This window comes from Peribacillus alkalitolerans (assembly GCF_010882125.1).
Lineage (GTDB): Bacteria > Bacillota > Bacilli > Bacillales > DSM-1321 > Bacillus_BN > Bacillus_BN alkalitolerans.
Genome location: NZ_JAAGVZ010000003.1, coordinates 161,433 through 183,214 on the forward strand (window position 1 = coordinate 161,433; position 21,782 = coordinate 183,214).

Here is a 21,782-nt window from a genome sequence, read left to right on the forward strand (position 1 = left end):
GTAGGGAAATAATCGTCCTTTATCGTAATACGCTAGTTATTCCCGTAAGGGCTTTATCAATATCAGACTTCGTTACATCATAATGTGTTACAAATCGGACTAGTCCGTTTCCGAAACCATTTGCCAAGATGCCTTCCTCTTTAAGTCGGGCGCTGAATTGATCCGCAGTAAATCCGGTTTTACTTACATCCACAACCACAATATTTGTATCGATTTGATTGGCAATTGTTAGATTTGCAATCCCACTAACCCCTTCAGCTAAAAGTTGAGCATTTTCATGGTCTAGGTAAAGTCTTTCAGGCATCCTTGTTAGCGCAATCAGACCCGGTGCGGCAATAATACCTGCCTGACGCAAGCCTCCCCCTAGCCGCTTTCTCCATTTTCTTGCTTTTTTGATAAATTCATTGCTTCCAGCCAACAAAGAACCGACTGGTGCTCCTAGACCCTTTGACAAACAAATTTGCACTGTATCACAATGAATAGTCAAATCACTTACCTGGCAGCCCAGGGCAGTTGAAGCGTTAAAAAGGCGAGCCCCATCGACGTGTAAAGGGACATCGTATTTTCTTGCAACTGTATAAATCTCACTCATTGATGATGCAGGAACAACAGCACCACCTGCTCTGTTATGTGTGTTTTCGATACAAATTAGACCAGTTTCAGGGAAGTGTTGATCCTCAGGTCTAATAGCCGACACCACTGAATCCGCTGACATTGCTCCCCTGATGCCGGGTATGGTTCTAGTTTGGACGCCTGCAAGTGCCGATGCAGCTCCTGACTCATAATAAAAAATATGGGATTCTGCTTCAAGTAGCACTTCATTACCAGGACGACAATGAACTAGTATCGCAATTTGATTGCCCTGTGTTCCACTTGTCACAAACAAAGCGTCTTCCTTGCCCAAAATCTCTGCAGCCGCTTCTTCCAAACGCCTTACGGATGGATCCTCACCGTAGACATCATCCCCAACCTCAGCGGTATATGCAGCTTTTCTCATTTCTTCTGTAGGCTTTGTGACTGTATCGCTTCTAAAATCAATCATGTTCAGCGTCCTTTCGTATGTAGGAATCTTTTTATACATTTTACCTCACATGAGAATTCATTTATAGAAAAATCCGTAAGTTACTGGAAGGAATTGACCACTATTTTTCCTCTCATATGTGAACATATTAAAAGGAATACTTTAAGAAAGTGAGGTTCTAAAGCATGTCAAAACAAGGTGCACAAAATAAAAATCAAACAAGAGCTCAAATTGAGAAACAGGATAATAAAAATGATGTTGAGTTTGGAAATGAATTTCAAGTTGGAAATTCCGCATCACAAAGCCAGAAAAAAAGCGGGCGTCAATTAAATAAAAAATAACCTTATCTTAAAGTAGGCTGGTCTGCTCAACAAAAGGCATTCAGAATCTGTGAATTCGGATGCTTTTTGTATTTTTCAATTACTTTTCCTTTTAATCTGACTTCGCTTAGACGCTCATTCATCTAGTACTAATTAGACGTCTACTTTAAAATTCTTGGATACAAAAAGAACGATTACTAGCATGTACAAATTAGGGCACTACCCTTTTAACGTGAATTCCTCATTAATAAATTCCTATACAATAAAAAAACGCAATGCGTCAATAATTTACGCATTACGTTTTGATAAAATGTTCATTCAATGTTCTCAGATAGTAATTGTTGAATGGTAATAGTTAGCATATCTCTTAAAACATCGAAGGCATTGTCCACATCTAAACGTTCTGTCCATTGGTGAGCGTCTTTCCCTACAGGACCCAAGTTTATTACTGGAATATTTAATTCCTCTAATACATCTAAAGGAATACTATACCCTTGATTCCATAAAGGCATATTAGATGTGAGGTGTGTTAAGCTTGAAGCTGGCTTTTCTAACCCTACATAGCTTAAGTCAGATAATCCTGCAAAATATTTTTGTTCTTTAAGGTTTATATTATTCTGGTTTTTGGCTAAGTCAATTATATTACCCACTACTCTATTAATTCGTGGGTGATTACGAGAGCTGATTGCAGGATAATATGGAGGAGCAAAGAAAAGTACAATCATCGGTGATAACTCTTTACAAAGAATAGAAATTTCATCAACCAAATGGATGGATACGTCTCTGTCGTCCTTCATTCCTCTATCTCTAAGGACTCTCTTTAGAATTTTGTCTACTTTCTCTTCTCCATGAGTCACTTTTGCATATTGTAGTAATTCATCGAAGTTTATTACTTTTACATGGACTTCATTGGGAGAAGATCCTTCAATTTTAGAAAAATGGACTGCCCTCTTTTCAAAACCCTGCTCAATTCTTCGTGCAACTTTTTCTGCGCTTGCTCTTAGCTGTTCAACTATTCCTTCCATTGATTGTTCCATTATAAACAAATTAAATAAAGTAACAGCCCGATGAGGAATTTGAACATTATATTCTTTTTTTAAGTCCTTTTGAATGAGATTGGTAGGTGGAGGTGTAACCTCCCCTTCAACAACTTCACAAAATTCTGTGTTTAGCTCTATTTCACAAGTTAATTGAGAGGCCATATAGTTTGCATTTAAACCTGAAAAAGGCTCGCCAACATGAGTTTCCTTCCCATAACAGAGAAAACCAGGTAAAACCTTACCAATCGAGCCAGAATAGATATACTGATTCTCATCACCTGGGAATCTAGCAAACATAGGCTCTGAATTTAAACAAGCATAATATTCAAGATCATATTGTTTTGCCATATCCAATAGGATCGGTGCAGCATTCCTCATTCCAACAGAATTCACTTCTTCATCACAAACCGTTAAAAGGAGTAAATTACCATCAAACGATTCGGTGCATGCCTCTTCAATGAGTGACATGTGCAGGGCTAATCCACACTTCATATCCATCGTTCCCCTGCCAAACAGCCAATTTCCTTTCTCTAAGTCTCTTTGTACATCTTCAGGTACACTTATCTTGTTTTCGTAAAATAACTCGGTTAATTCTTTTGGTTTAAAAGCAAATTCCTTCAAGTTCCCATAATCATCAACGTCTACTACATCAAAATGACTGACTAAAATAACAGTCCTTTTTTCATTTCCTTTTTTAACGAGAGCCGTAACAAATTTACGATTGTCTTCTGTATTATGAAGTGATAGTAATTCTTTATTTCCTTGAAAGTAAGGAAGTTTTCGTAACTTTTCTTCAACATACTCAGCAAGTTTAATTTCAGCTTTGCTATGTGTCACACTCGGAATCTCGACAAGTTCACATAATAGGTCCAATGTTTGATGCTTTGTTTGCCAGTTGCTTTCAAGTGTTTTCATTAGCATTTTCCCCCGATTAAGTAGTTTAATCTCTTATTTAAGTGTTTATGTATTTGTATACAATTTAAATGAGTATTGTACCTTTACTATACATGTATAGAAGCTCTAGCGATAAGCACTTATACTCACTAGAGCTTGTATCATTTATTTTTATGAATCTATTCCAAAACGCTTGGAAACATTTTTAACATGATAGGCCATCAGTTCTGCCGCTTTTTTCTGATCTTTATTTTCAAGTGCTTCTAAAATTTTACGATGTTCTATTAGAGCTTCTGGCGCACTTGATTGAATCGTATTCGTAAGTATTAAATATCTTTGCAGTTGTGTTCTTAGAGAGGCAATAAATTCTTTTAATTTATGGTTATTTGTGAATTCAGCAAGATAACAATGAAATTGAGTGTCTAAATTAATGAATTGACAATAGTCTTTTTCTTCTATACTTTCTTGCTGTTGTTTACAAATGTCTTTTAAAAAGTCCATTTGCTCTTCGTCGATACTTTGACATGCTAGCTGAGCCGCTAGAGGTTCCAACGATTCTCTTAAAACCTGGTACTCTTGTGCTTCCTCGGCTGAGATCATTCGAACTCTTGTATGCTTTGAAGCTTCTATTTCGACTAGACCTTCATATGCAAGCCTAGTAAGTGCTGAACGGATTGGTGTTCTGCTAATCCCTAGCTTTTCGGCAATTTGTTCTTCTATTAAATATTCGAGAGGTTTAATTTCATTATTGATAATTGCGTTTTTAATTACGTCATATGCTTGATCAGCTAACGAACCAGCGGATTTTAATTTTCGCATGATAATCTCCCTCAATTACTATTCCTTTGTAGAATGAATCAACTAGATTGTACACAAGTACAATCTAGTTAAATTATACCAACGATGTAGAATTTGTAAATATCTTCAAAGGATTAAAATTCCATTCAATTCTTTCGATTCAAGAGATTATCTATGGAAAAATAATAATCCTTTTTTACAGACACAAAACCATTCTAAAGAAGTTCTCTAACTTCATTGTGCAGGTTAATGGATTGCATAAATTGTTCCATTCTATTTAAAGCTATTTCGAGATTTTCCATTGAATTTGCATAAGAAATCCTCACAAATCCTTCTCCATATTCTGAAAATCCATCACCTGGTACAACTGCTACTTTTGCTTGTTGAAGTAGCTTTAACGCAAAATCGAACGAAGTCATGTTTGTTTTTTTTATGGAAGGAAATACGTAAAAGGCACCTTCTGGTTTGACAACGTCAAGTCCCATGTTAGTTAATCGTTCGCATACATAATCTCTTCTTTCCTTATATTCAACAACCATATGTTGAGCATCATTATATCCATGTGTTAGTGCTTCCAATGCTGCGTACTGGCTAATAGTACTTGCACAAACAGAATTATAAAGATGTACTTTCAGCATTTCTTGGGATAAATAGGCTGGAGCAAAGGTAAAACCTATTCTCCAGCCTGTCATAGAATGCGACTTAGCAAGGCCGTTAATAACAATCGTTTTTTCCCACATCCCTTGAACAGAAGCAATCGAATAATGGTTTTTATCAAAAATCAACTCACTGTATATTTCATCTGAAACAATCAAAATATTCTTATCCCTTAAGAGGTTTGCAATTTCAAAAATTTCTTCTTGATCTAAAACACTCCCTAAAGGATTCGATGGAGAACATAAAACTATACATCTCGTTTTTTCGGTTATTTTACTTTCAATTAACTTAGGATTGACCTTGAAATTATTTTTAGTTATATCAATAAATACAGGTACAGCACCACACAATCTGATTAGCGGTTCGTATCCAGGGTAAATGGGAGCAGGGAGAAGAACTTCATCCCCCTCTCTCAAAATTGTACGAAAAGCTGTATCAAGTGCTTCCGTTGCTCCATTCGTAACGATGATTTCCTTTTCAGCATCGTATGAAAGACCGTATTTTCTATAAACATAGTTACTAGCCGCTTGCCTGAGTTCAAGTAATCCAGCATTATGTGTATATGCCGTTTGATTATGTCTTATTGCTAAAATCCCGGCTTCTTTTATATGCTCTGGAGTAGGAAAATCAGGCTGACCAAGGGTAAGGCTAATAGCATCAGGATAATCGACAACCATATTGGAAAATTTTCTGATACTCGGAACCTGGATTGTAGTTACTCTTTTATTTATCAAATTTTCCATTGTTCTATCACCTTTTTATCAGTTTTGCAATCTTGTTAGGATTCTAATATTACTTCAGAGAAACTAGTGGTTTATCAGGCTTGATAAAGAACCATAACGCACCTGCTAATAGGACAGGAAAAATGTTAATTAATAGAGTAGTATTCCATCCTAATTCCTGTGCAAACCATCCACAGATAATTGGAGACGTAATTCCTCCAATGGCACCCCACGTATTCATCCAACCACTGACCGACCCTGAGAATTCTTGACCTAAGTCATTAGCGATGGACCAGGAAGCAACGATAGGAAGTCCAAGTGCACCAAGAGCTACTGTAAGCCAGACAACGTTTGATGTAGGACTAACAGAGTAAGCAGCAAGGTACAAACCTGCCATGAAAAAGGCAAAGCCCAATATAGCTAATCCTCCACGTGCGATCATCCGCGAGTTTGTTTTTTGTAGGATTCTATCTGAAACAGCTCCGCCTACTAGAACAGAGAGACAGATAGCCAACCAAGGAAAACTCGCCGCAAATCCCATTTCTTTTAGGGAAAAATTCCGTGCTTCCATTAAATAAGTTGGCAACCACGTTAAAAAGAATGTGTTCATGTATATTACAACTAGATATTGAATCCCTACCGCCCAGAATCGGAAGGTTTTTAAATATTGCTTCCAAGGGGCCGTCTTTTTTTGAGTACCGGAAACACTGCGATTTTCAAGGATAAGCATTTTTTCTTTTTCGGAAATCCATGGGTGTTGTTCTGGCTTATCTCGTCCAACGAAATGCCAAACTAAAGCAATTACAATTCCCAGAAGACCGAAAATATAAAATACCCCGTGCCAACCAAACAACCCTATGATGGCTACTGAGATTCCAGGTGCAATAACCGGGCCGAAGAATGAACCAGCCAACAACGCACTAGAAGCACGGCCTTTTTCATTCTTTTGAAACCAGTAGGAGTTGAAAACAGCATTCCCTGGATACATGGGACCTTCTCCAGCACCAAATAAAAATCGGACGATACACAATACAACATAGTTGAAAGATGCAGCTGTTAGTGCGGTAAATAACGACCACCAAGCGACTGCAATGGTAATAATATTTCTTGCCCCAAATTTCTCAGCCAACATACCTCCAGGAATTTGGGCAAAACAATATCCTAAATAAAAGAGTGAAGATAATAAACCAAATTGGACTTTATTTAAACCTAAATCCTCCATCATTGGAACAGCTACGATTGAGATGTTCGAACGATCCATATAAGCAATAAATCCTATAATGAAAAAAATAAAAGCAAGTCCCCAACGAAGGCCTATTTTCTTTTCTTTTGCTTGCAGTACTGACGAATCAAATTGTTTTTCAGCAGCTAATTTTCCCATCATACACTCTCCCTTTTAGGATAAATCGTAAAAAACTCTATAAGAAAATTGCAAATTCTAAATAGTATTTTAATAATTTAATAGTTTTTACTCTTTTCCATCATCTTATCCCATAATGGGTCGAAACGACGTAGATAATTCTCAGCACCAAGCTGTTCTAAATCATGTCGGCGTTTTTCATCAGCTTCCTGTTCCTTTTTACCGATTTCCAGATAGGCTAATGCCTCATCTTTTGGGACAACCAACAAGCCATCATTACTTCCGACAATAATATCACCAGGATTTATGATGCAACCGGAAATGGAGACAGGAACGTTCACATCGCCATCAAGACTATATACTTTGGTTGTTAACGGGGAAACCGCATAAGAAAATACATTAAATTGAAGATCAGTAATGATTTTAGTATCTGTAACCGGTCCATTTATGATGGCTGCGATAGCTCCCTTTTCCATAGCAACTTTTGTAGTAATTTCCCCCCAACAAGCAAAGCGCTCTTCTTCATTCATATCAATTACTACAACGTCACCTGGTTGAACAAGATCTAGTACCTTATTGACCAATAACCCATCATTTGGTGGAATTCTTAACGTAACAGCTGGGCCAGCAAAAGTATGTTCAATCGGAATTAAAGGCTTAATTTTTCTGGCACTAATCAACTGGAAATTGATACTGTGCCCAAAATCACTTGGTGAAATCGCTTCCAATTGCTTGACTACTTGAGGATTTGGTCTTTGGACTTCAGAAATAATCTTCATCTACTCTTTCCCCTTTCAAATATCAGCTTAGAATTATTCAATCTGGGTGCATTTCAAGAAAGTTAACCTTCTCTGAACCTCTTTCTTACATTGTATACAAATACAAATACATTATAATTCTCTAAACGCTAAATTGTAAATACAATTTAGATAATTTAGAGAAAAAAGAAAATCCGACATTTTTCGTCAATAGAATGTAAAATATCGATCTTATGTATAGGTAGGACCTTCTGCCCTTCGATTCACTCATTAATAATAAACAGGACAAAATGTAAACAAAAAAAATGCTCATTAGTAAGCCGGTTAAGCTTCTAAATGAGCATTGGTTTATTCGATATTCTTTTTATTTTTCCCTTTTACAAATCGATAGGTTAAATATGCGATGTAGAGTGGTGTGGCTATGTAGATTAGGTATGGGAATTGTCCATACGTACCACGGTAAATCAAATATAAAAGACTACCTAAAAACAGGGTTACAATTGTTCCATATTTCGGTAGTGGTACCTCTTTGAGACTCGGTATTCTAATTCGGCTTACCATTAAAAAAGATAGGCCAGTAAATACTACAGTGGTAAAGATATTAGGAATTCGATCTCCAAACAACGTAAGAAGCGCTAATATACCCCCAGCCGCAGTAATTGGTACTCCAATAAAATAGTTCAAGTTGGATTTATTTGTACTAATGTTGAATCTTGCCAATCGATAAGCTCCAAACAGCGGGAATAAACCTGCGACAATCAATCCCAATAAACCAAATTGAAAGAAGTATGTATAGTAAACCAAGAATGATGGGGCGACTCCAAATGTTACGATATCAGCTAATGAATCTAATTCCTTCCCTAATTCACTATCTGCTTTTAACATCCGGGCAACTCTTCCATCCATGCTATCCAACATCATTCCAATAAGGATCAAGATCGCTGCGTTTTTATATTGACCGTTAGCTGCAAACCCAATAGACAAAAAACCACAGAATAAATTACCTAATGTAAACATGTTGGGAATACTCTTCGTAAAACGCACTCGCTGTCACCGCTCTCTATCTATATCTTTTACAAATTCCTTCTATAGGATTTATTTACTTTCATTATAACATTTAAACCATTTATTTGTAGTGCATACTAAATAATACAAATAAGCATCTTGTTATAGGAGTGAAAAAAATTGAAGCAAAGTAGAGTTTGGATTCATCTATCATTACTATTAATGGTAATAGCCGTCTTAATATGGTCCCTCATAAAGCCAGACAATTATATGATTTGGTCAGCTGAAGCCATCCCTGCACTTGTTATATTAGCTATTGCCATCTTCAAATATAAAAGCTTTCGCCTTACCACAATGTCTTATCTTATTATTGCTATTCTTTCGATTACTATGTTCATTGGAGCCCATTATACCTATTCAAAAGTTCCATTATTCAATTGGATCAAAGATTATTTTGATTTAGAAAGAAACCACTATGATCGGTTAGGACATTTCCTGAAAGGTTTATCGGTTATCATCATTCGTGAAATCATTCTCAGAACAACTCCTATGTCAAAAGGCAAATGGTTAATCACCTTTATTTTAAGTATTTCTTTAGCCATAAGTGCTATATACGAACTCATCGAATGGTTAGCTGCAGTCCTTGCAAAAGGCAGAAAAGTATCTGCTGATTTTTTAGGAACCCAAGGTGATAAATGGGATGCTCAGTGGGATATGGCATTGACATTTATTGGCTCAATAATTGCACTTTTACTTCTCTCAAAACTCCATGATAAATTATTAAAAAAAGAAAGGATTTAAAGCTAAATCCAACAAAAAAAGTGACTTAACGCAAGAACAAGCTCTTGCATTAAGCCACTTTTTTATGAAATTATGGGGAAACTACTGGAGTCAAAGCTTTAATACGACCTTCCACTTTGTACTCAAAAGGATTGCCTAAAGTTTTGATATAGTTCACTGTTGCTTGTAAATCTTCAGGACCTACTTCCATATCCGTTGAAAGTGCTCCAATTCCATACTTCAGGTTCCCATACATGTAGTTATTCACTACCACTGTATATTCTTTCGTTTTATCAATCTTGCTACCATCTGGAAGGATAATATCTACTACTTTACCTGTAGAAGTATCCCATGTGTATTTAAAGCCTGACACATGGAAGTCTAGACTATATCCACCACTTGTATTTGGCGTGATTTGATTATTCAATACTGTCTCTAAATCAGCACCACTTAACTTCACTTTATTTAATACATTTCCAAAAGGCTGGATGGAGAATAAATCACCAAAAGTAACTTCACCAGCATCGAGCTGAGCACGAACTCCCCCACCATTCATTAAAGCGAAATCTGAATTCATCGCAGCCTTCATGCCATCCGCCAACAAGTTACCAAGCGCAAAGTCCCCTGTTTCTGTAGCTGAAGGGTAGCCTTTTGGCAAGGTAGTCAAAGAATTACCGACGATCTCAGCTTTAATTGGTGCGATCAAATCTTCATACTTCTTCATGATAGTTGATACAGTTGAATCGGGAGTGTAATCCTTCTGATACACGGTCACCACTTCTGCATCTTTCTTCACGATATCCCCTGTTACCGGATCAAGCTCCAGATCAACATCCGAGAATGCTGAGCCGTAAGAATAAGCTTGTACAATCAATTTGTTATCGACTACTTGATCAACATATACATGGTTGTGAGCAGCGAAAATTACATCGACTTCATCATCCACTTTTTCTGCGATGTCCGCAGCATCAAATAAATCTGCTCTCCCATTTTGTACGGATGGATTATGAGCAAGTACCACAATTGCTTCAATTCCTTGTTTCTTTAATTCTTCCGTATATTTATTGATCGCAGTAGTTTCATCTGTAATTTGAAGAGTTTCATTTCCTTTTCTAACGATAATATTAGGAGTTTCTTGTGTTACAACCCCGATGAAACCGATTTTTTTGCCACCTACTTCTTTAATAGCATATGGCTTAGTAATTAAGTTACCTGTTGATGAATCAATAGCATTCGCTGCGACAACTGGGAAGTTCATTCCATCATAACCCTTTGTCCCCTTTGCATGTTCGCCACCATTGATCATTCGCTGTAGCTCTGCAATACCTTCATCAAACTCATGGTTACCTAGTGTTCCTACATCAAAGCCCATTGCTTCCATCACTTCGATAGTAGGCTCATCTTGGAATAGTGCAGAAATAAGAGGACTTCCCCCTATCATGTCTCCTGCATGAACGAGTAAAGTGTTTGGATTTTCTGATTCACGTTTTTTCATGGCGGCAGCTGTATATTCCATGCTTCCAGCCCACACGTCTACTCCATTCAATTTCAGCTTCGTATCTGTGTCTAATTGACCGTGTAAATCATTTAAGCCAAGTAATTGTACTTTAATGTTTTCTTTTGGAGTGACTCCAAGATTTAATTTAAAAATACCAAAGCCTTTGTCATCTGTTTTGTTCGTATAGGAGATGCTGCTACCTTCTTTAATATAAGCCTCCGCATTTGGCGATGTTGTAAAGGTTACATTCACATTTCCCTCGATTGGAGCGATTGACCAGTTATTGTCAGCTGTTGGAGTGATCTCCTTCATTTCAGAGATATAATCCATCAAAATTTGACGGTTCTCATCTGCAGAATCTACAACGAGCTCACTTCCTTTAACTCCAGGGAAGTTACCTCCACCGCCTGCACGATAGTTATTTGTTACGACGATAAAGTCTTGGCTCGGATTAACTGGGTGACCGTTATACGTTAAGTTAATGACACGACTTGAAGAAGGATTAATAACATTTCCTGTACCATCATATTTAGCAGGTTTTGTCACATCAATTTGATATTGAACACCATCAATCACATCAAAGTTATACACTGGGAATGCTGGGTTCAATAATGCTTGCTCTTCTGTTTTAGTTCTGTCGATTGTATTGAACTTGCCTGCAGACATTTCAATCCATTCTTTTACCACAGAGCCCTTTACTTTAACGGCTTTTAACGTATTGTCATACAGGTATAAATCCCCCGCACTACGAATCGTTAAATCTCCCTTTTTAATTTCTGTATATTCAGCTACACCATTTCGTCCAGCCTTGAACGGTGCCCCGACAGAAAGGATTGGAAGATTCTTATATTCAGGTTTGTTTGCGGCCACATATTTTTCAACAAACCATTTTTGTGCATTCGTTACTACTTGAATCGATGGGTCATCTTGTATTAATGAAAAATAGCTGTGGATATCATCCGTTGTTTTACCAATTGGTGTATTCACATATTTTACAGTTGCATCGTGTACACCTTTTACCGCTTTAACGATAGCTTGATCAGGAGATACTGTGCTTTCTGTTACCGTCTTACCTGTGACAGGAACTTTTACATCTTTGTAAATTTCACGAGTGGAAGATAGAGAGTTTACTATTTTCCATTTGCCTTTTTCTTTCTTTAAATCCAAGTCGATGATTCCAAGTGAACCTCCACCGTAGCCAGCTTGAACAGCAGGCACGCCATTAATAGTACCTTTTGCATTATCGACTCCAGGTAAAGGCTTTTTATCAGGTCCAAGGAATAAACCATCTAACGTCGCTTCTGTTTTAGCCGGGAACACTTTATGTGTATGTGAGAATGTGATCGCATCAATTCCAGGCACTTCACTTAACGTATAGATGACGTCCTCTGTATTTCCTTTATTACCACTGAAACCTGAGTGAGTTAACGCCACAATGACGTCCGCTCCATCCTTCCTCATTTGAGGGACGAATTTTTTTGCCGTTTCGACTATGCCTTTAGTGATGACTTTGCCATCCAAATGAGACTTGTCCCACTCGTTAATTTGTGGAGGTACAAAACCGATAAATCCAATCTTGATTTCGTGTTTCTTTCCAGACTCATCGACTACTTTTTTCTTAATAATCTTATAAGGGGTAAATTTATTTTTATCATTCTTTGGATTGTTATCATGATCATCCACATAGACATTGGCATTGATATATGGGAATTCTGCATCATCATATGTCTCTTCGAGGAAATCTAAGCCGTAGTTAAACTCATGGTTTCCTAATGTAGCAATATCATAATCCATGATATTCATAGCTTTGATGACGGGATGAATTTCTCTATCTTTTAAAGGCTCGATTTTAGCTTTATATGTTCCAAGTGGAGTACCTTGAATCAAATCCCCATTATCCACTAGGATGTTATTCTTCGCTTCTTTACGTGCTTCTTTTACAAGAGCAGAAGTTTTTGCAAGTCCAACCTTTTCATAGGAAGCATCTTTATAATAATCGTAGTTTAATAGATTCGTATGAATATCCGTAGTTTCCATAAGACGTAGCTTTAGTAGTGAAGATTTTGCAGCTTTTACATGTGCTTCATATTTATGGTGCTGTTGGTTCTTCTGTTCGGCTGCACTTACTTGTGGAGAAAAGAGAGGTACTGATAGAAGTGACAAGGCTAGCGATGTTGCTAGTAATTTCTTTGCACTGCGATTCATTCTTTTATTCATCCTCGATTCACCTTTCCTAGTGAAAAATAGTTTACTTGCTATAAAACTGACAAATGAAATATAACAAATGAATATAATAGAAAATGTTAATAGAAGGTTAAGGTATCATGGTCATTTGTTAAAACTAATAAAATAGTCCTCCTATTAATACCTCCTTGTTTATCATAAGAAAAATTCCCTTTTCTTGGTAAGAGAAAAAAGTCCTCAATCTCTCCACAACAGAAAGTAAATTACCGGGAAATAAGTACTGAATTTTCTAAAATCTCTACACAATTCAACAAATTTCGAATCTAAAATTTAATAAATAGGCTGTATTAAAGTCCATCGTTGATTTTAAGCTATATGTTGATTGAAGTGGAAGACGCTTGACTCCTGGGGGATTAGCGTTACAGGCGAGACCCCGCAGGAGCGCTAGCGACGAGGAGGCTCGGCGAACGCCCCCCCGGAAAGCAAGCGTCTGGAACGGAAATCAACAGGGAAGTTTAACAGAGCCAAAAAATAAAAAACCTGCAAATCATTTCAGATTAGAAATAATTGCAGGTGAAAATGAAAGGTCAAAATGGATTAACAAAAGAAAGGTTAAAAAAAGTGCCTTTAATAGAATTATATCATTCACATTGGGGAATTTTAGTAATAATCTTTTAAGAAGGAGTCGTTTAACTTTGAACCTATCTAACAATATGGAATTTGAAATGAAAAGCAGTTTTCTTCCAAACCTAAGCAACTCAGACACGTTAAAGATTTTGGATGTTTCACATGAAAGTGTCATAATCCAAATGAATAATTCGACTTATAGGGGTGTTTTTCCAATTGATAATTTTGAATACTGGATCAAAAAGGGCCACTTAATTAATGTAAATGAAAAGAAAAAAAGCTCGTAAAAATCGAGCTTACAGAATTTTAGTAGAATCGATGTTGATTGGGAATTTTATTGAGATAATCGTTCCTTCATTCATCACACTTGAAATGTCCATCGTACCACCGTGTGCATCAACAATCTTTAAGGTAGTCATCATTCCAAGGCCTGTCCCCTTTTCTTTTGTCGTATAAAAAGGGGATCCAATTTTTTGGAGAAGGTCCTGTGGGATTCCACAGCCTTGATCAATGACTTGTATAAAGATTTCATTTGTACTTTGTTGCATTCCAGAGACTGAAATTTCTCCACCATCTGGCATTGCCTCTATGGAATTTTTGAGGATATTGATAAAAACCTGCTTTAGCTGACTTGCATTGCATTGGATGTTGGGTAATGTGGCTAGATTCAATTTAAACTCGATATTGTTGATTAAAGCTTGTGACCCAAGCAAAATCACCACATCTTCAATAATCTTGTTAAGGCTTTGATTTTGATAATGTTCAGCTTGTGGCTTAGCCAGGATTAAAAGCTCACTAGTAATGGATTCAATTCTTGTAATTTCGTCAGCCATAATGCTTAAATATTGGCTATTTATTTCTTCAGTCGATCGAATCAGTTGTAAAAATCCTTTGATGGAGGTTAATGGATTTCTTATTTCATGGGCGATAGAAGCCGCTAATTGTCCAACTACTGTTAGTTTTTCAGATTCCAATAACAAATTCTTCGTTTGATTCTCTCTCGTAATATCTTTGGCGATTCCATATACCCCAACAATTTGATTATTTACGATAATCGGCATATTAGTGACCTTTACATCAATAACATTTCCATTTTTATGGATTGCTTTCGTTTCATAATGCTGTGTTTCTCCCATGGTAGCCTTCGAAAAAAATTTTCTTGTTTTTTCTATTTCATCTTTAGGAACTAATGGGATGTAGGACATAGATAAAAATTCTTCTTCACTATAGCCTAATAGATGTTCCATAGATGGATTAACACTGATGTAATTTCCAGCTAAATCAAAGGAAAACACAGCATCAGGATTATTCTCAAATAGCGATTTATAATGTTGCTCGCGCTTATTAGCTAATTCCTTCTTTTCTGTTATATCCTGAAAATAGACAGAAAGGCCGTTTGGGGAAGGATAGGCCCTAACATCAAACCAAGTTTTTAATGGTGGAAAATAAGCATCGAAGTTAACTGAAACCTGTTCTCTGACAGCTTGATGGTAATATTTATAAAATGGCAAGTTAACAGCTTCCGGAAACTCTTCCCACAAATTTTTCCCAATTAACTCTTCACTGCTACGACACAAAAGCTTGCTAGCCTGTTGATTAATATAGGTGAGGCTCCATTCATGATCCAATGCAATAACAGCATCCGTGATTCTATCCAGAATTTCAAACCCATTAATTTTTGGTATATTCATGTTTACCTCATAACTGGTATTCACCTTTACCATGTTTTTTTATTATAATAATTTCTTCATTGTGAGCTAGAAATCCTACTTTGCTTGATAAAATTATATATTTTGAAGGAAATTGTTGAAAATGAATAATTGTGAGTTCACATAAATCATTTTTGTCAGGAGATACTATACGTGGAGGTGAGTGTATTGAGTAAGAATACTGGAAGAGGTCAAAAAGCCCCTAGTGTGAATCCACAAGGCGTTGGTAAAGACGTGGAGTTTGCGGTAGAACCAAAAAGCAAGCTAGAGAACATTGCGAAAAAAAAGAATACGAAATAAAATACCTGGAGGCTGGAACTCATTTGAATTCCAGCTGCCACCTTATTTTAATAAAAGCCTTCGTCGAACGAAAGGAGTTATAGCGTACCCCATCCCTACTCCGAACAGATTCAAGATAAGATCATCAATATCCAAACTTCCTCTACGAGTTATATATTGCATCCCCTCGATCAGTCCAATTGATAGAAGAGGTACTACTACCATAAAAGTTATCGACGGTCTTTTTTCACAAAGGAGCAATAAAGCGACACCAAAAGGGACAAATAATCCTACATTGGCAGCAAGATTATAAATGGCAACTAAAGGGCTCACTACTCCTGAAAAATAAAGCCGGATCGTCTCAAATGGAATTAAATTATATGTTCCATATTCTTGATTACTAGGCCTGAAAAAAAGAAGGATTACTAGACAAATAGAATATAAGATAATTCCACCTATAAAGAAACTCTTAGAAAGAATTAGGCGCTCATTTCTCCATACATAGACATAATAGAAAACGATAATTGTCAAGCAAACCCATATCACAGCATAAACGATGAGATGGAGGTAATGAAAAAGGTCCAAAATGAATGGTAATATCAGCAGAAATAATGCCTGCGATAGAATCCAGGCTATTAAATTCGTTTTTTTCATTAACATTAGCCCCCTCATATCTAGAATACCACCAAAAAATAGCGACACATAGAACATGTGCCGCTTTATTTTCGAATTGATCTAAAATATTTTTAATTTTTTAAAAATACTTTCGAAAGCTCAAAAATACTTTCGAAAACTCAAAAATACATTCATTCCCATTGAAAATACATCCATTTTAATAAAAATACATTCGATTTTTGTTATCTCTCCAAATGTTGTCCTTTTACTTTTCCCCTTTCTTCGCACCAATATTTCCATAATCCTTAACCGTGATATCCACATGGTATTTTACTGGAATTGTACTGAATTCTTTATCCCAATCTTTCTTTACTTTTTCCCAAAGCTTAGGATATTCAATCCTCAATCGATTGCCAAATCCTGCAACCTCAACCTTATATTCCTTCTGCATTTTCTTGGTTACATTCTCCACAAGGCGCTTCACTTCTTTTTCCGCAGCTTTTTCGATAGGCTTCACATTTTTATTTTTAAACAAAGGCTTTAAGTATGGGTTCCAGTATTCAGCAACCCTTCCTTCTGACTCGATGGTGACATCAAACGAAATTTTTTCACCTTTGACTTTAGGCTTAATTTTACTTTTCATTCCTTCAATTTGGAAATAGGTAGGCTTTTCAGCTTCCTTTAAATATGCCTTAATAGACCCGCCTTTTCCCTCCCCGGTAATCCAATTAATCCCTTCTATTTCCTTTTTATTGAAGGTCCCGATCATTAAGTTGGTCTTCCCATTGAAAATGGCTGCTCCATCAAATTGAACTTCACCTTCTTTAATCTCCACTTGTTGAAGTAAGTAGCTCGTTCCTGAATTCATTTTTCCCCATACACTTGTCAAGGTTGTCGGCTTCAATAACCTTGTAGTGGATTGCTGAGTTGCTATTTCAACTATTTTCAAGGCTGGGATTACATTAGGCTCTTTTGTTACTAGTGTTTTATCTGCCCTGCCCTTGGAAACAAAAATCAACCTACTCCCTCTAATATCGATATCTCTATATAATAAATCGGTTAATTGTCTCAGATTTATTTCTCTTGCAAGTTCTTCCCCAATCACAACAGCCTTTGAATGCGCACTAAATATTTTCCCTTCCTTTTTTAGAGTCGTTTCCCAAGCTATGGGATCAAGCGAGTCCGCTACCCCCGATACGTTTAAGTATGGTTTTTGGAGAGTAGCTCCTTCATTCCCTTTTCCAATCGCTGAGGGAACCACATATTGAAACGTTGTTTTTATTCTTCCATTCTCTCCTTTATCTATCGCTGTACCAGCTATGAAATTCAATTCTTCAATTGGTGTACTACTCCAACAACCAGACAGCACTATTAGTAACGAGATAAACATTGTAAGTAAGAATCCTGTTCGTAAGCCTTTATCCATTTTTCTTTCTCCTTATTATTGAGACGAATAATAGAAGTAAGGGGATCAAACAAACAAATAGAATAAAGAGAAACGGATCTATTTCTTTCCTTTTTTCGCACCGATATTTCCGTAATCTTTTACCGTAATATTCACATGATAGTTTACCGGTATCGTACTGAACTCCTGATCCCAATTCTTCTTTACTTTTTCCCAAAGCTTAGGATATTCAATCCTCAATCGATTGCCAAATCCTGCAACGTCAACCTTATATTCCTCCTGCATTTTTTTGGTTACTTTCTCTACAAGGCGCTTCACTTCTTTTTCCGCAGCTTTTTCAATAGGCTTCACATTCTTATTTTTAAATAAAGGTTTTAAGTATGGGTTCCAGTATTCAGCAATCCTTCCTTCTGACTCGATGGTGACATCAAACGAAATTTTTTCACCTTTAACTTTAGGCGTAATTTTACTTTTCATTCCTTCAATTTGGACGTAGGTAGGCTTTTCAGCTTCCTTTAAATATGCCTTAATAGACCCGCCTTTTCCCTCCCCGGTAATCCAATTAATCCCTTCTATTTCCTTTTTATTGAAGGTCCCGATCATTAAGTTGTTCTTCCCATTGAAAATGGCGGCTCCATCAAATTGAACTTCACCTTCTTTAGTCTCCACTTTTTGAAGTAAAAAGCTCGTTCCTGAATTCATTTTTCCCCATACACTTGTCAAGGTTGTCGGCTTCAATAATCTTGTAGTGGATTGCTGAGTCGCTATTTCAACTATTTTCATGGCGGGGATTACATTAGGCTCTTTTGTTACTAGTGTTTTATCTGCCCTGCCCTTGGAAACGAAAATCATCGTACTCCCCCTAATATCGATATCTCTATAATATAAATCGGTTAATTGCCTCAGATTTATTTCTCTTGCAATTTCTTCCCCAATCACAACAGCCTTTGAATGAGCACCAAAAATTTTCCCTTCCTTTTTTAGTGTCGTTTCCCACCCTGAAGGCTCAAGCGAATCCGCTACCCCCGATACGTTTATGTACGGTTTTTGGGGAGCAGCTCCTTCAATTCCTTTTCCAATCGCTGAGGGAACCACATATTGAAGCGTTGATTTTATTCTTCCATTCTTATCTTTATCTATCGCTGAACCAGCAATGAAATTCAATTCTTCAATCGGTGTACTACTCCAACAACCAGACAGCACTATTAGTAACGAGATAAACATTGTAAATAAGAATCCTGTTCGTAAGCTTTTATCCATTTTTCTTTCTCCTTATCATTGAGACGAATAATAGAAGTAAGGAGATCAAACTAAAAAATCGAATAGAAAACTTTCCTACCCAGTCACCCATTATAAAAAGTTCATTGATATTTGTAGGAATCATGGATAGTAAAAAAATCACTGGAAGGACCATATAACTAAAGGGATGAAAACTTTTTCCAAACAATTGTGATAGTCCTAATACCGCTACAAAATAGGCAATCGTGAAAGTAGAAAACAGTTGCATAATCCAAATGACTAGAAGTAGTGAATCAAACCGTTCAAAGAAGAACCCTGTTATTTCAAAACTCCTGACAAAAGATAACACTGGCCATGTTTGAGTGAGGACTCCTGATACAGATAAGGCGCCAACCACCATGATTAGAGTGTGGACGTAGAATACCATAGGAATGCCTATACCTATCAAGGTTGCTTTTTTTGCTTGTTTTTGTTTTTGCATGTAGAAAAAAATAAATAAGATCACTTCATACCCTGCAAATGAAAGGGAAGTACTTAATACTCCTTTTAAGACAGGTTTAATTCCAAGGCCTAATACTGGACGAATATTATCAACTTCAAATATTCTGATTCCCAAAAACATGAGTAATATAAAAAAAAGAACAGTGACTGGGAAAATAATTTCAAACATTCTTGCTAGCGAATTGATTCCCCCTAATACAAGATAAAGTCCAATCCAAAGGAATGGCATGATAATTGCCCATGTTGGAGTACCTTGTAAGAGGTATAACCGCGTTGTCTCAGCCATTGCCCGGACTTCAAAGGAAGATAATGTGATATAGTAAAGAATGGCTATTAGGCATATAAAGAATCCAAGCCATTTCCCTAATATGGTTTGGACAAATTGGTACAATGACTGATTCGGGAATCTCTTACAAAGCTTTACCATGATTAACCCCATCACCATGGTAAACACTCCACTAAGGATAATTGATAACCATCCATCAGGCGTTTGGGCTTTCTCTGTGACGGTACGAGGGAGGGTTAAGATGCCGGCACCAAGTATAAAATTACAGATAATTATCACTGCCTGAACAGTAGATATTCGATCGATAGGTTTGGAATCCATCTTAACTCACTTCCTTTCAAACCATTACTTTTTTCTAACAGAATCTTTAGGATGTAATATTTCAGGTCGACGTTTCATCATAGAGATAGGGAGCCTAACGATTAAATCCTTCCAATCTCTTGGATGATATGGCACTGATGGACTGAGATATGGTACACCAAAGCTTTTTAGCCTTACTAAATGAGAACAAAGTAAAAGGATAAATAACACCACACCATATAATCCAAACACACTAGCAAATAACATTCCGATGAAACGTAGCATCCGTATGGCAATACCAACGTTATATTGTGGAAGAGTGAAAGAAGAAATTGCCGTTACTGCCACGACTATGACCATAATCGGGCTTACGATTCCTGCTTGCACCGCTGCCTCCCCAATGACCAAACCTCCAACAATTCCTAAAGACTGGCCAATGGGTTTGGGCAATCGAAGTCCTGCTTCACGTAGTACTTCAATCGCTACCTCCATAAATAACGCCTCAATAAGCGGTGGAAATGGTACACCTTCCCTTGTTGCAGCAATTGAAAAGGTCAGTTTGGTCGGAATTAATCCTTGATGGAACGAAATAAAAGCGATATATAATGATGGAGCCAACAAAGATACAAAGGAAGAAAAATAGCGTAAAATCCTTATTAACGTACCTACAATCCATCTTTCGTAATAATCCTCAGGAGATTGCAATAACATATGAAAGGTTACAGGGGCAATTAGTGCAAAAGGAGAACCATCGATAAGAATAGCTACCCTTCCATCCATTAAGGCACTCATAACTCTGTCAGGACGCTCCGTATTTTGAAGTTGTGGAAATGGACTTAAAAAATTATCCTCAATTAATTGCTCTATGTAACCAGATTCAAGGATATCATCCATTTTTATCTTACTTAATCTAGTTTTTACCTCTTCCAACAATTTATCGTTCACAATTTCCGTCATATATGCTATTACTACTTCCTTCTTCGAGCGTTCCCCCAACTCATAACTAATGATTGAAAGATTTTGATCCTTTCCATGCCGTCTTAATATAGCTGTATTATCACTCAAATTTTCAATAAAACCTACTCTTGGTCCACGTACCAATGCTTCAGATGCTGGTTCATCAATACTTCTTGTTTTAGTAATGGCTTCACCTAATAGGAAGGCTCCAGGTAATCCATCCACCAGTAAACCCACTGAGCCAAACAGGATTCCGGAAGTTAACTGTCTTAATTCAAAAATTTCTCGTATTTCACAAATGGAGATACCTTTGTTCAGTATATAATTCCTTAAGTCTTCATGGGGAGTAGCTCTTATCAAGTCACTGATAATATGAGTGTTGATCATTTCAGTATCAGATAATCCATCAATGAACACGATGGCCATCTGCCGATTTTCTTCACCCATTTTAAATTCACGAAAATTGACATCTGAATTATGGCCAATTTCTTTTTTTATAAGTGATAAATTCTCTGAGAAGTCTCCAGTTAATTCAATATTGGAATCTGCTGGAGTTTCGGATGTTGTTTCTTGATTTTGTTTAATTTTCGTTCTCCACCATTTCACAATCATCACTCTTTCTCGATTGAATGAACCCACTTAAATAATTTAGTTAATCCATAAGGGACCAAAAATACAACGGCTGTCTGTATGAAAACGATATAATCTGGAATGAAGTAAAGAATTTTTTTGAACATATGTACCTCGTTAAAAGCTTAATGACTTCTCTTGGAATAAACCTTATTATTTGCAAAAAGTGTAAGAAATAACCAAGATAATAAGCATTA

General features: G+C 36.7%; 19 protein-coding genes. 4 read left to right on the forward strand and 15 right to left on the reverse strand.

Annotation, left to right across the window (positions count from 1 at the left end; translation table 11 throughout):
• Positions 1 to 19: 19 nt before the first annotated feature.
• The gene (ltaE, locus tag G3O09_RS05160; RefSeq protein WP_163100418.1) at positions 20 to 1,042 is read right to left on the reverse strand and encodes a low-specificity L-threonine aldolase; all 1,023 of its coding nucleotides are present in this window, start codon (positions 1,040 to 1,042) and stop codon (positions 20 to 22) included.
• Between the two features lie 164 nt (positions 1,043 to 1,206).
• Between ltaE and G3O09_RS22120 the strand changes: the two genes are divergently transcribed.
• Positions 1,207 to 1,362 carry a hypothetical protein gene (locus G3O09_RS22120; RefSeq protein ID WP_205439609.1) on the forward strand — a complete coding sequence of 52 codons (156 nt, stop codon included), beginning with the start codon at positions 1,207 to 1,209 and terminating at the stop codon, positions 1,360 to 1,362.
• Between the two features lie 293 nt (positions 1,363 to 1,655).
• On the opposite strand, the gene G3O09_RS05165 is transcribed toward G3O09_RS22120, so the two are convergent.
• The 6 genes from G3O09_RS05165 to pssA form a co-directional block, all read right to left on the reverse strand.
• A complete protein-coding gene (locus G3O09_RS05165) occupies positions 1,656 to 3,296 on the reverse strand; it encodes a M20/M25/M40 family metallo-hydrolase (protein WP_163100419.1) in 1,641 nt (546 codons plus the stop codon).
• Between the two features lie 150 nt (positions 3,297 to 3,446).
• A complete protein-coding gene (locus tag G3O09_RS05170) occupies positions 3,447 to 4,094 on the reverse strand; it encodes a GntR family transcriptional regulator (RefSeq protein WP_163100420.1) in 648 nt (215 codons plus the stop codon).
• A 194-nt stretch (positions 4,095 to 4,288) separates the two neighbouring features.
• Positions 4,289 to 5,473, reverse strand: a complete 1,185-nt coding sequence (locus G3O09_RS05175; protein WP_163100421.1) for an aminotransferase A — start codon at positions 5,471 to 5,473, stop codon at positions 4,289 to 4,291.
• A gap of 49 nt (positions 5,474 to 5,522) precedes the next feature.
• Positions 5,523 to 6,836: an MFS transporter gene (locus G3O09_RS05180; RefSeq protein ID WP_240338346.1), complete on the reverse strand. Its 1,314-nt coding sequence runs from the start codon at positions 6,834 to 6,836 to the stop codon at positions 5,523 to 5,525.
• A gap of 74 nt (positions 6,837 to 6,910) precedes the next feature.
• Positions 6,911 to 7,591 (reverse strand): RraA family protein, encoded by a 681-nt coding sequence (locus G3O09_RS05185; RefSeq protein ID WP_163100422.1) that lies wholly within the window; start codon positions 7,589 to 7,591, stop codon positions 6,911 to 6,913.
• Positions 7,592 to 7,918: 327 nt separating this feature from the next.
• Positions 7,919 to 8,614: a CDP-diacylglycerol--serine O-phosphatidyltransferase gene (gene pssA, locus G3O09_RS05190; RefSeq protein WP_163100423.1), complete on the reverse strand. Its 696-nt coding sequence runs from the start codon at positions 8,612 to 8,614 to the stop codon at positions 7,919 to 7,921.
• Between the two features lie 141 nt (positions 8,615 to 8,755).
• On the opposite strand from pssA, the gene G3O09_RS05195 reads away from it, so the two are divergent.
• Positions 8,756 to 9,376: a DUF2238 domain-containing protein gene (locus G3O09_RS05195; protein WP_476742324.1), complete on the forward strand. Its 621-nt coding sequence runs from the start codon at positions 8,756 to 8,758 to the stop codon at positions 9,374 to 9,376.
• A gap of 70 nt (positions 9,377 to 9,446) precedes the next feature.
• Here G3O09_RS05195 and G3O09_RS05200 read toward each other — a convergent pair whose 3' ends face one another.
• Complete coding sequence (locus tag G3O09_RS05200; protein WP_163100424.1) at positions 9,447 to 13,070, reverse strand: bifunctional 2',3'-cyclic-nucleotide 2'-phosphodiesterase/3'-nucleotidase; 3,624 nt, start codon at positions 13,068 to 13,070, stop codon at positions 9,447 to 9,449.
• 365 nt (positions 13,071 to 13,435) lie between these two features.
• On the opposite strand from G3O09_RS05200, the gene G3O09_RS22415 reads away from it, so the two are divergent.
• Complete coding sequence (locus G3O09_RS22415) at positions 13,436 to 13,951, forward strand: hypothetical protein (RefSeq protein WP_240338347.1); 516 nt, start codon at positions 13,436 to 13,438, stop codon at positions 13,949 to 13,951.
• Between the two features lie 9 nt (positions 13,952 to 13,960).
• On the opposite strand, the gene G3O09_RS05210 is transcribed toward G3O09_RS22415, so the two are convergent.
• Positions 13,961 to 15,355: a PAS domain-containing sensor histidine kinase gene (locus G3O09_RS05210; RefSeq protein WP_163100425.1), complete on the reverse strand. Its 1,395-nt coding sequence runs from the start codon at positions 15,353 to 15,355 to the stop codon at positions 13,961 to 13,963.
• A 186-nt stretch (positions 15,356 to 15,541) separates the two neighbouring features.
• Here G3O09_RS05210 and sspL point away from each other — a divergent pair, with 186 nt between their 5' ends.
• The gene (sspL, locus tag G3O09_RS05215) at positions 15,542 to 15,673 is read left to right on the forward strand and encodes a small, acid-soluble spore protein L (protein ID WP_163100426.1); all 132 of its coding nucleotides are present in this window, start codon (positions 15,542 to 15,544) and stop codon (positions 15,671 to 15,673) included.
• A gap of 42 nt (positions 15,674 to 15,715) precedes the next feature.
• Here the strand turns inward: sspL and G3O09_RS05220 are convergent, their stop codons facing one another.
• From G3O09_RS05220 to G3O09_RS22715, 6 genes are all read right to left on the reverse strand, one after another.
• Entirely contained in the window at positions 15,716 to 16,306 is a 591-nt protein-coding gene (locus G3O09_RS05220; RefSeq protein WP_163100427.1) for a VanZ family protein, read from the reverse strand.
• A gap of 226 nt (positions 16,307 to 16,532) precedes the next feature.
• Complete coding sequence (locus G3O09_RS05225) at positions 16,533 to 17,693, reverse strand: Ger(x)C family spore germination protein (RefSeq protein WP_163100428.1); 1,161 nt, start codon at positions 17,691 to 17,693, stop codon at positions 16,533 to 16,535.
• Between the two features lie 78 nt (positions 17,694 to 17,771).
• Positions 17,772 to 18,932: a Ger(x)C family spore germination protein gene (locus G3O09_RS05230; RefSeq protein ID WP_163100429.1), complete on the reverse strand. Its 1,161-nt coding sequence runs from the start codon at positions 18,930 to 18,932 to the stop codon at positions 17,772 to 17,774.
• The gene (locus tag G3O09_RS05235) at positions 18,925 to 20,019 is read right to left on the reverse strand and encodes a spore germination protein (RefSeq protein WP_163100430.1); all 1,095 of its coding nucleotides are present in this window, start codon (positions 20,017 to 20,019) and stop codon (positions 18,925 to 18,927) included. Before G3O09_RS05235 ends, G3O09_RS05230 begins: the two co-directional genes overlap by 8 nt.
• A gap of 24 nt (positions 20,020 to 20,043) precedes the next feature.
• A complete protein-coding gene (locus tag G3O09_RS05240) occupies positions 20,044 to 21,561 on the reverse strand; it encodes a spore germination protein (protein WP_420850326.1) in 1,518 nt (505 codons plus the stop codon).
• 5 nt (positions 21,562 to 21,566) lie between these two features.
• The gene (locus G3O09_RS22715) at positions 21,567 to 21,692 is read right to left on the reverse strand and encodes a hypothetical protein (protein WP_275898296.1); all 126 of its coding nucleotides are present in this window, start codon (positions 21,690 to 21,692) and stop codon (positions 21,567 to 21,569) included.
• Between the last annotated feature and the right edge of the window lie 90 nt (positions 21,693 to 21,782).

Excerpts from the sequence above, each read along its gene's own strand:
- G3O09_RS05220 (WP_163100427.1), bottom strand. The coding sequence starts at position 16,306 with ATGAAAAAAACGAATTTAATAGCCTGGATTCTATCGCAGGCATTATTT.
- G3O09_RS05235 (WP_163100430.1), bottom strand. The coding sequence starts at position 20,019 with ATGGATTCCAAACCTATCGATCGAATATCTACTGTTCAGGCAGTGATA.
- G3O09_RS05165 (WP_163100419.1), bottom strand. The coding sequence starts at position 3,296 with ATGAAAACACTTGAAAGCAACTGGCAAACAAAGCATCAAACATTGGAC.
- G3O09_RS22120 (WP_205439609.1), top strand. The coding sequence starts at position 1,207 with ATGTCAAAACAAGGTGCACAAAATAAAAATCAAACAAGAGCTCAAATT.
- G3O09_RS05180 (WP_240338346.1), bottom strand. The coding sequence starts at position 6,836 with ATGATGGGAAAATTAGCTGCTGAAAAACAATTTGATTCGTCAGTACTG.
- G3O09_RS05210 (WP_163100425.1), bottom strand. The coding sequence starts at position 15,355 with ATGAATATACCAAAAATTAATGGGTTTGAAATTCTGGATAGAATCACG.
- G3O09_RS22715 (WP_275898296.1), bottom strand. The coding sequence starts at position 21,692 with ATGTTCAAAAAAATTCTTTACTTCATTCCAGATTATATCGTTTTCATA.
- G3O09_RS05225 (WP_163100428.1), bottom strand. The coding sequence starts at position 17,693 with ATGGATAAAGGCTTACGAACAGGATTCTTACTTACAATGTTTATCTCG.
- ltaE (WP_163100418.1), bottom strand. The coding sequence starts at position 1,042 with ATGATTGATTTTAGAAGCGATACAGTCACAAAGCCTACAGAAGAAATG.
- G3O09_RS05185 (WP_163100422.1), bottom strand. The coding sequence starts at position 7,591 with ATGAAGATTATTTCTGAAGTCCAAAGACCAAATCCTCAAGTAGTCAAG.
- G3O09_RS05175 (WP_163100421.1), bottom strand. The coding sequence starts at position 5,473 with ATGGAAAATTTGATAAATAAAAGAGTAACTACAATCCAGGTTCCGAGT.
- G3O09_RS05200 (WP_163100424.1), bottom strand. The coding sequence starts at position 13,070 with ATGAATAAAAGAATGAATCGCAGTGCAAAGAAATTACTAGCAACATCG.
- G3O09_RS05230 (WP_163100429.1), bottom strand. The coding sequence starts at position 18,932 with ATGGATAAAAGCTTACGAACAGGATTCTTATTTACAATGTTTATCTCG.
- G3O09_RS05170 (WP_163100420.1), bottom strand. The coding sequence starts at position 4,094 with ATGCGAAAATTAAAATCCGCTGGTTCGTTAGCTGATCAAGCATATGAC.